The sequence below is a fragment of the Acidimicrobiales bacterium genome, assembly GCA_025455885.1.
Lineage (GTDB): Bacteria > Actinomycetota > Acidimicrobiia > Acidimicrobiales > Acidimicrobilacustridaceae > Rhabdothermincola_A.
Genome location: JALOLR010000004.1, coordinates 186,179 through 198,190, shown reverse-complemented (window position 1 = coordinate 198,190; position 12,012 = coordinate 186,179). Strand labels below are relative to the sequence as shown.

At 74.1% G+C, this 12,012-nt stretch carries 12 protein-coding genes; 7 read left to right on the top strand and 5 right to left on the bottom strand.

The window, feature by feature from the left end:
- The first annotated feature begins 191 nt into the window (after positions 1–191).
- Both MUE36_05240 and MUE36_05235 read left to right on the top strand, forming a co-directional pair.
- On the top strand, positions 192–1,886 hold the full coding sequence (locus MUE36_05240) for a DEDD exonuclease domain-containing protein (GenBank protein MCU0310330.1): 1,695 nt from the start codon (positions 192–194) through the stop codon (positions 1,884–1,886).
- Positions 1,887–1,893: 7 nt separating this feature from the next.
- Entirely contained in the window at positions 1,894–2,559 is a 666-nt protein-coding gene (locus tag MUE36_05235) for a hypothetical protein (GenBank protein MCU0310329.1), read from the top strand.
- A 44-nt stretch (positions 2,560–2,603) separates the two neighbouring features.
- On the opposite strand, the gene trpD is transcribed toward MUE36_05235, so the two are convergent.
- From trpD to MUE36_05210, 5 genes are all read right to left on the bottom strand, one after another.
- Positions 2,604–3,659 carry an anthranilate phosphoribosyltransferase gene (gene trpD / locus MUE36_05230; GenBank protein MCU0310328.1) on the bottom strand — a complete coding sequence of 352 codons (1,056 nt, stop codon included), beginning with the start codon at positions 3,657–3,659 and terminating at the stop codon, positions 2,604–2,606.
- A gap of 20 nt (positions 3,660–3,679) precedes the next feature.
- Positions 3,680–3,916, bottom strand: a complete 237-nt coding sequence (locus MUE36_05225; GenBank protein MCU0310327.1) for a WhiB family transcriptional regulator — start codon at positions 3,914–3,916, stop codon at positions 3,680–3,682.
- Positions 3,917–4,133: 217 nt separating this feature from the next.
- Positions 4,134–4,724, bottom strand: a complete 591-nt coding sequence (locus MUE36_05220; protein MCU0310326.1) for a DUF3501 family protein — start codon at positions 4,722–4,724, stop codon at positions 4,134–4,136.
- Positions 4,725–4,835: 111 nt separating this feature from the next.
- The gene (locus MUE36_05215; GenBank protein ID MCU0310325.1) at positions 4,836–5,267 is read right to left on the bottom strand and encodes a rubrerythrin family protein; all 432 of its coding nucleotides are present in this window, start codon (positions 5,265–5,267) and stop codon (positions 4,836–4,838) included.
- On the bottom strand, positions 5,260–5,775 hold the full coding sequence (locus tag MUE36_05210) for a transcriptional repressor (GenBank protein ID MCU0310324.1): 516 nt from the start codon (positions 5,773–5,775) through the stop codon (positions 5,260–5,262). Before MUE36_05210 ends, MUE36_05215 begins: the two co-directional genes overlap by 8 nt.
- Before the next feature lie 183 nt (positions 5,776–5,958).
- Here MUE36_05210 and MUE36_05205 point away from each other — a divergent pair, with 183 nt between their 5' ends.
- The 5 genes from MUE36_05205 (at position 5,959) to MUE36_05185 (ending at position 12,003) form a co-directional block, all read left to right on the top strand.
- Positions 5,959–7,650: a glycerol-3-phosphate dehydrogenase/oxidase gene (locus MUE36_05205; protein MCU0310323.1), complete on the top strand. Its 1,692-nt coding sequence runs from the start codon at positions 5,959–5,961 to the stop codon at positions 7,648–7,650.
- Position 7,651: 1 nt separating this feature from the next.
- Positions 7,652–9,250 (top strand): FAD-binding oxidoreductase, encoded by a 1,599-nt coding sequence (locus MUE36_05200; protein MCU0310322.1) that lies wholly within the window; start codon positions 7,652–7,654, stop codon positions 9,248–9,250.
- Positions 9,247–9,627, top strand: coding sequence for a hypothetical protein (locus MUE36_05195; protein ID MCU0310321.1), 381 nt, complete (start codon positions 9,247–9,249; stop codon positions 9,625–9,627). The genes MUE36_05200 and MUE36_05195 overlap by 4 nt, the downstream gene beginning before the upstream one ends.
- Entirely contained in the window at positions 9,624–11,066 is a 1,443-nt protein-coding gene (locus MUE36_05190; GenBank protein MCU0310320.1) for an FGGY-family carbohydrate kinase, read from the top strand. The genes MUE36_05195 and MUE36_05190 overlap by 4 nt, the downstream gene beginning before the upstream one ends.
- Positions 11,067–11,268: 202 nt before the next feature.
- The gene (locus MUE36_05185) at positions 11,269–12,003 is read left to right on the top strand and encodes a ferritin-like domain-containing protein (protein MCU0310319.1); all 735 of its coding nucleotides are present in this window, start codon (positions 11,269–11,271) and stop codon (positions 12,001–12,003) included.
- The last annotated feature ends 9 nt before the right edge of the window (positions 12,004–12,012 follow it).

Below are 12,012 nucleotides of genomic sequence, written 5' to 3'. Positions count from 1 at the left end.
GGGAAGCGCCAGCGACGCCGACCACACCCGCGGCGCGCAGCGCCGCCCAGCGACGCGGACCCCCCACCGACCCGACCCAGGTGGGCGGCGGGAAGCGCCGGCGACGCCGACCACACCCGCGGCGCGCAGCGCCGCCAGCGACACAGTACGAACACTTGTGCGAGGAACAGGTGTTCGGGCAGACTGCGGTCATGGCGCCGCGTGGTGGGCAGATGTCGCTCGACGACCTGGGCACGCCGCTGCGCGACGTCACGTTCTGCGTCGTCGACCTCGAGACCACGGGCGGGTCGGCGGCGACGTGCAGCATCACCGAGGTCGGCGCCGTGAAGCTGCGCGGCGGCGAGTGCCTCGGCACGTTCCAGACGCTCGTGAACCCGGGGTGCGCGATCCCGCCCCAGATCACGGTGCTCACCGGCATCACCCAGTCCATGGTCCTCCCCGCGCCGCGCATCGAGACCGTGCTACCGGCGCTCCTCGAGTTCATCGGCGATGCCGTCGTGGTCGGCCACAACGTGCGCTTCGACCTCGGGTTCCTCCAGGCGGCCCTCGAGCGCAGCGGGCGGCCGCGGCTCGGCAACCGCAGCGTCGACACCGTGGCGCTGGCCCGACGTCTCGTCCGCGAGGAGGTGCCCAACTGCAAGCTGGGCACGCTGGCCAGCCGCTTCCGGCTCCCCCACCAGCCCGCCCACCGCGCCCTCGACGACGCCCTCGCCACCGGGGACCTCCTGCACCTCCTCCTCGAACGGGCCGGCAGCCTCGGCGTCACCGGGCTCGACGACCTGTTGAGCCTCCCCACCATGGCCGGCCATGCCCAGGCCGCGAAGCTCCGCCTCACCGAGCACCTCCCCCGCGCCCCCGGGGTGTACCTGTTCCGCGACGCACGCGGCGACGTGCTCTACGTGGGCAAGGCCACGGACCTGCGGGCCCGGGTGCGGTCGTACTTCTCCGCCGACGACCGCCGGAAGGTGGGCGCGCTCCTTCGCGAGACGGTGCGCATCGACCACGTCGAGCACCCGCACACCCTCGCCGCAGCCGTGCACGAGATCCGCCTCATCCACCGGTTCACCCCCCGCTACAACCGCCAGGCCCGCGACTGGGGCCGCTACGTCTACGTGAAGCTCACCCTCGACGAGGCCTTCCCGCGCCTGTCGGTGGTCAAGGAGGCCCGTGACGACGGTGGCCTGTACCTGGGTCCGCTCGTCTCGCGCCGGGCCGCCAACCTCGTCGTCGACGCGATCCACACGGCGACGCCCTTGCGCCGTTGCACGGCCCGGGTGGGCCGCAGCCCCAGTCGCACCGCCCGCTGTGCCGCCGCCCAGCTCGGCGTCACGGTGTGCCCCTGCGCCGGCGACGTCGCGCCCGCCGAGTACCAGCCGGTGGTCGATCGGGTGGTGCGGGGCCTGCGCCACGAGCCCGACCTCCTGCTCGTCCCCCTCCGGGAGCGTCTCGCGGCGCTCGCCGCCGCCGAACGCTTCGAGGAGGCCGCCGACGTCCGCGACCGGGCCGGGGCGCTGGCCGCCGCCCTGCGCCGCCAACGACGGTTGGACGGCTTGCGCCGCTCCGGCACGGTGCGCATCCTGATCCCGGGCCGCGGCGGCGCCGAGCTCGACGAGGGACGTCTCCGCCGGGTGTGGGGCCCCGGGGAGGACCCCGACGGCGACGGCGACGGCCGCCTCTTCCCCCCGGGGGCGACGCTCCCTCCGTTGCGCCGCGACCACGCCGACGAGTTGGCGTGCATCGCCGCATGGTTGGACCAGTCCGCCTCCCGGGTGGTGCTCGACCGTTGCGACGGCGAGATGGCCTCGCCGCTCCCGGCGTTGCCCTCGTTCACCCCGGCCAAGGCACCCACCGCGCCACGTCATCGCACCGGTGCACCGGTAGCCTGAGGCCACCATGCGCAGCGTGCTCGTCTTCCTCCTCGCCTTCCTGGCCACGTGGATCGTGCTCGTCAGCCTCGCCGTGCTGGCGCTGCGGTGGCGGCTCCAGCGGCGCAACCGGGTGAGCCCCGCCGTCAAGAGCCCGGCCCCGCTGCACTGGCTGTACTCGCCGAGCCAGACCGCCCGCCTCCACCGGCGCCTCCAGGGGGCGGTGGCCGACATCCACCTCGCCCCGGCGCACCGCCGGCGTTCGCGACCGACGACGGAGTCCTCGGTCGACGAGCTGCGCCGCGAGCTCGAGTACCAGGCGGTCGAGCTCGACTACCACCTCGTGATCGCCGCCCGCCACCCTCGCAGCCAGCGGCGTCCGCTGGTGGCCTCCCTCGACAGCCAGGTCGCCCAGGTGGAGCTGCTCTCGGCCCGCCTCTCGCGCCTCAGCCGCCCTGCCGGTGTGGCCCCCTCGGGCTGGGACGCCGCGCAGCAGCCTCCCGAGGTGCTGGCCCGGTTGTCGCAGCAGCTCGACCTGCTCGATGCCGCGTCGAACGAGCTCGCGGAGATCGAGCGGGCCGCGGGCCTCGTCGACGTCGACGCGCTGCTCGGGCGCGTGTCCGACGACGGTCCGGTCGAGATCGGCCGACCGGGGCCGCCCGCCGCCCCGAGAGCGGTCCCGCCCCCGGCCTGATCACCCCTCGGCCGGCCCGACCCGGCCGACTTCGCCGGCGCGGGTCAGGCCCGCGACGCGTCGACGAGGCGGGCCAGGACCGCTGCGGCCGCCCCGGAGTCGATCGACGCCGCAGCCAGCGCCAGGCCCTCGCCCAGAGCGTCGACGATGCCCGCCACCACCAGCGCCGCGGCGGCGTTCAGCACCACGATGTCGCGGTACGGGCCGTGCTCGCCGGCGAGCACGCGGCGCGCGATCGCGGCGTTGGCGGCGGGGTCGCCGCCGGCCACCTCCCCCGGGTCGACCTGGGTGAGGCCCAGGTCGCCGGGCTGCAGCTCGTAGGTGTCGACTCGGCCGTCGCGGAGCTCGTGCACCGTCGTCGGCCCGGTGGTGACGAGCTCGTCGGTCCCGTCGTGGGCGGACACGACCATGGCCCGCGGGGCCTCCCGCTCGCGCAGGACGCCCACCACGAGCGGGGCCAACGCGGGGTCGCTCACCCCGAGCACCTGTCGGGTCACACCGGCGGGATGCGACAGTGGCCCGAGCAGGTTGAACACCGTGGGGACGCCCAGCTCGGTGCGGACCGCGGCGGCGTGGCGCATCGCCGGGTGGAAGGCCCGGGCGAAGCAAAAGCCCATGCCGGCGTCACGGACGCAGCGGGCCACACCGTCGCCGTCGAGGTCGACGACGACCCCGAGGGCTTCGAGCAGGTCGACCGACCCCGAGGTGGACGACGCCTTGCGGTTGCCGTGCTTGACGACCCGGGCGCCGGCGCCGGTGGCCACCAGGCTCGCCATGGTGGACACGTTGAGGGCGTGGACCCGCCGGGTCGGCGCCCCGCCGGTGCCGACGATGTCGACCGCTTCGGGTCCGGGAGGGAGCTCGATGGGCGCGGCGGCGGCCAGCATCGCCTCGACCATGGCCGTCACCTCGTCGACGGCCTCGCCCTTGGCGCGCAGCCCGATCAGGAAGCCGCCGAGCTGCGCGTCGGTGGCCTCGCCGGCCAGGATCGAGCCGACGGCGGCCGAGGCGAGGGCGCGCGGGAGATCGGTGCGGGCGGCGAGCAGGCCGAGCACCTCCGGCCATCCGCCCAGCTCCTCGAGCGACGCTGCGGCGGCCACGGGAGCAGTAGCCCGACGGGTCAGGCCGTGCGGCGGCGTTGGCGGATGATCCGTCGCCGCTCGCGCTCGGTCGCTCCACCCCAGATGCCGTCCTTCTCCCGGACCGTCAGCGCGAACTCCAGGCACGCCTCCCGCACGGCGCACTGCGCGCACACCGCTTTGGCTTCGGTGGCGTCGAGGTCGTCCTCGGAGGGCGGATAGAAGATCTCGGGGTCGAGACCCTGGCAGGCGGCTTTGGAGCGCCACGGGTGGTTCATCGGGAGAGCCCAGCTCCTCCGCTGAAGCGGTGGTCGGCAACAGGACGGTCGAGTATCACGCGCGCCGCCCGCACAAGTCCAAACGAGATCCGCAGGTGTCACGGACCGTTCGGCGGGTGCGGGCGGCGGCGTCGATGATGACGAGTTCGTCAGTGATGTTCAGGCCCGTCGGCCGGTGTCGGCGGCCACTGGCGTCGGCCGTCGTCGGCGGGCGGTGTCAGCCGCGGAGGTCGGCGAGGAGCTCGGCGCGGGTGGCGTCGCCGAGCTCGAGCTCGAAGGCGTAGGCGGGGTGCGTGACGGCGAGCACGACGGGTCCGGTGGCGAACGCCTCGACCTGGTCGGGGGTGAGCGACCACCCGACGTAGTGCACCGACGCCGTGATCTCGTCGCGGGTGAGCTGGGCGTCGTGGTCGGGGTCGGGCAGGCAGCCCACGGCCTCGGCGTCGGGACCGACGCGCAGCTCGACGGCGCGCTCGATGCCGACCAACTTCGGCAGCCACTCGCGGAGCTCGGCGTCGGAGGTGAGCTCGATGAACATGGTGGCGGAGAGGTGACCGGGATCGGGGATGAGGGGGTTGTAGGCCCGCAGCTCGGCCTCGATGCCCTGGTCGGAGATGATCTTCTCGACCCGGGCCATCTCCTGGATCTGGAAACGGATCGTGTCGCGGTTCTCGAAGACGAAGGTCACGATCGGGCCGACGTGGACGCGCCGGCGGGACTTGAGGTCGATCACGTGCGCCCGGAACTCGCTCCGCTCACGCTCGTAGGCCCGCATGTCGGTGATGTCGTCGATGGTCAGCTTGGCCATGGTGATGTCTCCTCTGGGGGGGTCCGTGGTGGGGCACGACCGGTGGACCCTGGGCTGGTCCCGCCGCCGAGGGCGGGACCAGCCGTGGTCGTCAGTCCGGCGGTACGACGGTCAGGAGAGCTTCGAGAGGCCCTCGGTGAAGCGCCCGGCGTGGCTCTTCTCGGCCCGGGCGAGGGTCTCGAGCCACTCGCTGATCTCCGTGAAGCCCTCCTCGCGGGCGGTCTTGGCGAAGCCCGGGTACATCTCGGTGTACTCGTAGGTCTCGCCGGCGATGGCCGACTTGAGGTTGTCCTCGGTGGGACCGACGGGCTCGTCGGTCACGGGGTCGCCGGCCTGGGCGAGGAAGTCGAAGTGACCGAAGGCGTGACCGGTCTCGCCCTCGGCGACGGAGCGGAACAGGGCGGCGAACAGGGCGGCGACGTCGGGGTAGCCCTCGACGTCGGCCTTCTGGGCGAAGTACAGGTAGCGGCGGTTGGCCTGGCTCTCGCCGGCGAACGCCTCCTTGAGGTTTTCCTGGGTCTGGGAGCCCTTGAACTCAGCCATTGGTGGTGTCTCCTGGTGATGAGGTGGAGCCGGCCGGCACGCGCCGATCGACGACGGTCCCCGGGTCGGACCCGGGTTCTTGCTCGCCCCCGGCGGCTCGGCACGATGCGCACCGACCCCGGAAGACGATCTCGGTGCCCGAGACCTCGAAGCCGTGCTCCAGGTCGTCGGGCAGGCGAACTGCGGTGAAGGTGTCGGGCACGTCCTGGACCCGGCCGCACGCGGTGCACACCAGGTGGTGGTGGGCGTCGACGTTGGGGTCGAAGCGCGTGGAGCCGGTACCGAGCTCCAGCTCGCCGATCTCGCCCAGCGCGGCCAGCTCGTGGAGCGTTGCGTAGACCGTGCGCAGCGACACCGTGGGCATCTCCCGGAGGACCCGGGTGTACACCGCCTCGGCGGTGGGGTGCTCGTGGTTGTCGTGGACGGCGCGGAAGATGCTCTGGCGCTGCGGGGTGACCTTGAGGCCCTGGGCCCGGAACAGGTCGGTGAGCTCGTCCGGTGACTTCACGATGCTGAGCCTACCGGTAGTCTGCAATCGTTGTTACCTAGCCAGGAGAGGAATCTCGGCTCCACCGGCGTCCGGCCGACCCGTGGGCGGCGTGGATCGCCCATACCCGCCTCGGCGCCCCGCGGCGATCGACCGGCCGGCCACGAGGTCCCGGGCCGGTGGCGTTGTTCGTATGCTCGTCGCGTGCTCCCTGGCGGCTTCGACCGGTCCGACTCCCTCCGGCGCCTCGCCGCCACCCACTTCGACGTGGTGGTGGTCGGTGGCGGGATCACCGGGGTCGGCTGCGCCCTCGACGCTGCGTCGCGAGGCCTTCGCACCGCCCTCGTCGAGCGCGACGACTTCGCGTCGGGCACCTCGTCGAAGTCCTCCAAGCTGGTCCACGGCGGGCTGCGCTACCTCCAACAGGGCGACGTGCGCCTGGTCTACGAGGCCCTCCTCGAGCGCCAGCGACTGCGCCACAACGCGCCCCACCTGGTCTCGACCCTCCCGTTCCTGATCCCGATCTTCGGCAGGGACGGCGTGGTCGACAAGAAGCTGGCCCGGGCGATGGGCAGCGCGATGTGGATGTACGACCTCACCGGCGGCGCCCGGATCGGCAAGCTGCACCGGCGGGTGTCGGTCGACGAGGCGATGGCCCACTTCCCGACCCTGCGCCGCGAGCGTCTCCTCCCCTCGTACCTCTACTACGACGCCCGGGCCGACGATGCCCGCCTCTGCCTCACCGTGGCGCGGACCGCGGCGATCGACTTCGGGGCGGTGATCGCCAACGGCGCGACGGTGACGGGCTTGCGCAAGGACGCCCGGGGCGTCACCACCGGCATCGAGGTCACCGCCGACGGGCGCCGGCTCGAGGTGACCACCGACGCGGTCGTGAACGCCACCGGCGTCTGGGCCGACGACCTGCGCGCCCTCGACCGACCCGGCAGCTCACCGACCATCCGCCCCGCCAAGGGCATCCACATCACCGTCCCGTGGCACAAGCTCCGCAACGACATCGCCGCGGTGATCCCCGTTCCCGGCGACCGCCGATCGGTGTTCGTGGTGCCCTGGGGCGACTTCACGTTCGTGGGCACGACCGACACCGACTACGACGGGCCCGTCGACGACCCCCAGTGCACGGCCGACGACGTCGCGTACCTGCTCGCCGCGGTCAACGCCTCGACGACGGCCGACCTCACCGTCGACGACGTGGTGGGCACGTGGGCCGGGCTGCGCCCCCTCGTCGCCGCCGCCTCCTCGGGCCGGACCGCCGACCTCTCCCGTCGCCACAAGGTCCAGCGCAGCGAGAGCGGCGTGGTCACGATCACCGGCGGCAAGCTCACCACCTACCGCGAGATGGCGTCCGACACCATCGACGAGGTGCTCGAGCACGTCCTCGGCGCGAAGGCGCTCGAGCGGGTCCAGCGCCACAGTCGCACCCGCCGGCTCCGGCTACGCGGGGCCGAGGGCCACGCCGCGCTGGTCGCCGACCCCGAGGCGGCGTCGCCCCTCGGGGCCGACGTGGTCCGCCACCTCGCCGATCGCTACGGCGGCGAGGCCCGCGTCGTGCTGGCCATGGCCGAGCGCGACCCCGACCTCGCCGGACCCCTCGTGCCCGGGCTGCCCTACCTCCGCGCCGAGGCCGTGTACGCAGCGCGCTACGAGATGGCCCGCACGGTCGACGACGTGCTGAGCCGGCGCACCCGGGCCCGCCTGCTCGCCCGCGACGACTCCGCGGCGGCCGCCCCGGCCGTGGCCGACCTGCTGGGCGCCGAGCTCGGCTGGGACGAGGCCCGGCGTGCCGAGCAGGCGGCCGCCTACGTGGCCTCCGTCGACGACGAGCGCCGGACGCCCCACCTGCCCGAGGTGGCCCTCGACGCCGCACTCGGCGCCTGACATGACCGCGGCCCACGGATCGGACCGGGTCCCGGGCCCGGCGCTCCTCGCCCCCTCCCCGCTCGAACCCGTCGGCCCCGGTCGGCCCACCGCGCCGATCGCGCTGGAGGGCGCCGCCGCTGCGTCCGGTCGGGTCGGGGGCACACCGGCGGCGGTGCCCGACGAGGTCCTCGAGCGCCTCCGTGGTGCCTGCTCCTCGGTGAGCGTGGACCACGCCGAGCGGGCCGAGGCCAGCCGGGACTGGTGGCCGCTGGCGATGACCTGGGCCCTCGACGGGGAGGTGGGGGGGCTCGCCGCCGTCGTCGTGCGCCCCTCCACGGACGACGAGGTGGCCGCGGTGGTGCGCATCTGCCACGACGCAGGCGTGCCGATCACCCCCGCCGGGGGCCGCAGCGGCGTGGTGGGGGGTTCGGTGCCCGTGTTCGGCGGGGTGCTGCTCGACCTGTGCGGGCTGGCCGGGATCCGCGACGTCGACGAACGCTCCCTCGTCGTGGACGTGGCCGCCGGGACGTTCGGGGACCACCTGGAGGACGAGCTGCGCCGCACCCACGGCCTCACCGTCGGCCACTGGCCGCAGTCGATCGCCCTGTCCACGGTCGGTGGGTGGCTCGCCTGTCGCGGCGCCGGCCAGCTGTCCAACCGCTACGGCAAGGCCGAGGACATGGTCGTCGGGCTCGACGTGGTGCTCGCCGACGGTCGCCGCGTCGTCACGGGCGGCAACGCCCGGCAGGCCGTCGGGCCGGATCTCACGCAGCTCTTCGTCGGCTCCGAGGGCACCCTCGGGGTGATCACCGGGGCCCGTCTCCGACTGCACCCTGCGCCCGCCGCGGAGGCGAGGGCCGCCCACGGCTTCGCCACCTTCGCCGAGGGGCTCGACGCCTGCCGTCGCATCCTGCGCCGCGGCGCCCCGCCCGCCGCGCTGCGCCTCTACGACGCCGCCGAGGCCGACCGGTCGTGGTCGACCGGCGACCGGTCGGTGCTGCTGGTCCTCGACGAGGGCGACCCGGTGCTCGTGGCCGCGGCGATGACCGTGGTCGCCGAGGAGTGCGCCGACAGCGAGCCGCTCGACGACGAGCTCGTGGCCCGCTGGTACGCCCATCGCAACCACGTGACCGCTCTCGAGGCCCTGATCTCGCGTGGCTACGTGGTCGACACGATGGAGGTCACGGGCCGTTGGTCGTCGCTCGACGCGATCTACGACGCGACGTGCACGGCGATCGCCGCCGTCCCCGGCGTCGTGGCCGCGTCGGCACACCTCTCCCACAGCTACACCGACGGCGCCTGCCTCTACTTCACGTTCGCCGGCCGGCCGTCGGCGGAGCCGACCACCGCGGAGAAAGAGGAGTTCTACCGGGCGTGCTGGGACGCCGGCACCTCGGCCGTCCTCGCACGGGGTGGCGCCCTCAGCCACCACCACGGGATCGGGCTGAACCGAGCCCGGTTCATGGCGTCCGCCCTCGGCCCCGACGCCCTGGCCGCGCTCGACGCCGTGAAGCAGGCCCTCGACCCCCGCGGGATCCTCAACCCCGGCAAGCTGGGACTGCACAGCCCCTTCGGTGAACCGGGCTGGCCCGACCGACGAGCATCGGAGGTCCCGTGAGCGCCCTCGACTCCCGCGTCCTGCTCTCCGGCATCGTGGCCGGGCTGTTCTTCGCCCTCCCCGCGGCGGTCGTCCGCCAGGCCGCCGGCGCCGATTCGTGGCTGTCACCGGTGATGCTCGGCGTCGTGTTGTTCAGCGGCGCGCTCGCCGGCTTCGGCGCGGCACGCCCGCTCCCACCCCGAGCCCTCGTGCACGGCGCCCTCGCCGGTGCGATCACCTTTCTCGGCGCCCAGCTCGTCTACACCGTGTGGACGAGGACCCTCCCCAACCCCATCATCCTCGTCTTCTGGATCCTGTCCTTCGCGTCCCTCGGGACGATCGGCGCCTGGGTCGCCGTCTGGCGGGCGTCCACGAACGCCGGGAAGGAAGGCGCATGAGCATCCTCGTGATCGACGTCGGCACCTCGGGGGTACGGGGGGCGGTCGTGCGACCCGACGGGTCGGTGGCCGTCGAGCACCGTCGAGAGGTGCTCCCCGTCAGCCCCGCCCCGGGCCTCGTGGAGTTCGACGCGGCGCTGATGGCCGAGGCGGCCCTCGCCGTCGCCCGGCGGGCCCTCGCCGATGCCGGTCCCGTCCTCGGGGTCGGCATCGCCGATCAGCGCGCCTCGGTGGTCGTGTGGGAGCGCGCCACGGGGCGTCCCGTGGGGCCGGGCCTCGGATGGCAGGACCTGCGCACCGTCGGCGAGTGCCTCGTCCTGCAGGGCCAGGGGCTGCGCCTCGCCCCCAACCAGTCGGCCACGAAGGTCGCCCACCTGTTGGACACCTACGACCCCGGCCGGAACCGGGACCTGTGCGCCGGCACGGTCGACTCGTGGATCGTCTGGAACCTCACCGGCGGGGCCCGCCACGTGACCGACCCCAGCAACGCCGCCGTCACCGGGCTGCTGACCACGGACGCCACCGCCTGGGACCTCTCGACGCTCGCCACGCTGCGCATCCCCGAGGCATGCCTGCCCGAGCTCGTCGACTCGTCGGGTCGATGCGGCGAGGCGACCGCCCTCCCGGGCGCGCCGCCGATCTGCGGCCTGGCCGGGGACCAACAGGCATCGCTCGTCGGCCAGGGATGCGTGCACCCGGGCCCCGCGAAGATCACCTTCGGCACCGGCGGGATGCTCGACATGGTGACGGGCCCGGACCGTCCCGTGGCTGCGGCCCGCTCCGAGGGGGGCACCTTCCCGATCGTCACGTGGCGCAGGGGCCGGGACACCACCTGGGGCCTGGAGGCGATCATGCTCTCCGCCGGCACCAACGTGGAGTGGCTGCGCGACGACATGGGTCTGCTCGAGACGGTCGCCCAGTCGCACGACGTCGCCGCCACGTGCCCGGACACCGAAGGTGTCGTCTACGTCCCCGCCCTGCTCGGCCTGGGCACCCCACGATGGGACTACGGCGCCCGGGGCACGCTGCTCGGCCTGACGCGGGGCAGCGGGCGCGGCCACGTGGTCCGCGCCGTCCTCGAAGGGGTCGCCCACCGGGGGGCCGACCTCCTCGCGGCGGCAGAGACCGACGTCGGGCGCCAGGTCGCGTCGTTGCGCATCGACGGGGGCATGAGCGACAACCCCACCTTCGTCCAGGCGTTGGCCGACGCCACCGGACGCTCCGTCGAGGTCTCCCCGGTGACCGAGGCGACGACGCTCGGCGCCGCCTTCCTGGCCGGACTCGAGCTCGGCACGTGGGGAGGGTGGGACGACGTCGCCGCGACGTGGACCCCCAGGATCGTCGTCGACCCGGTGCGCCCCCTCGACCGGGAACGCTGGCAGCGTGCCGTCGAGCGGGCCGCCGAGTGGTTCCCCGAGCTGTCGGGCCTCGATTTCTGAGCCACCGCCGGAAGGGGACCGCGGCGACGCCGGTCACGGGGGCGATCGCGACATCGGATACGGTCCACCGGACCGAGCCCGCGCCGACCCGATGTGATCGGCGCCCCCGCCGTCGACAAAGGTGGGGGGCGCAGGTGAGCGCCCGGTGCCCGGGCCCGACCCGCACCACCACCAGATCCACCCGCACCGAAGAGGACGCACCATGTCGATGAGGATCCGCCGCCTGGTGGACGAGGTTGACGAGCAGCACCGCGAGGGGATGCGCACCATCCAGGACGACCTGGCCGCGCTGCACCTCGACGACCGCGACCCGGGCCTGGTGGACTCCCGGCGCCGGTTCGTCCGCAACCTCGGGCTCGGCGCGATGGCCTTCGGCGCCGTGACGGTCAGCGGGGTCGCCCTCGCCCAGGGCGTCGCCGCCCAGGCCGACGGCGGCTCGGCCCCCGAGCTGGCCCCCGCCGACCTCGACCTCGTGCTCTTCGCCGAGAGCCTCGAGCTCGCCGCCGCCGCCGCCTACCAGGTCGCCGTCGACGACGCCCGCCTCGACACCACCGCCGCCGAGACGGCCCGGATGTTCGGCCGCCACCACGCCGAGCACGCCGAGGCGCTGCGGGGGCTCATCCCCGAGGACCTGCAGCGCTTCACCCCCAACCAGGCGGTGGTGGACGCGGTCGTGCCCCAGCTCAACGCGGCGACCGACCAGAACCAGGTCCTGACGGTCCTGTACGGGGTCGAGGAGGGGGCTGCGGCCACCTACCTGCGGGCCCTGGGCGTGCTCGACTGGGTCGTCGCCGGCCCGGCCGCCACCATCCTGCCCATCGAGTCCCAGCATGCCGTCGTGCTCGGTCAGCTCGCCGACCTGCCCCAGGCCGACTGGATGCCCGCGTTCGGCACCGAGCAGGCCGCGTTCGACCCGGCGCAGTTCCCCGTCGGCTGACGACGGCGG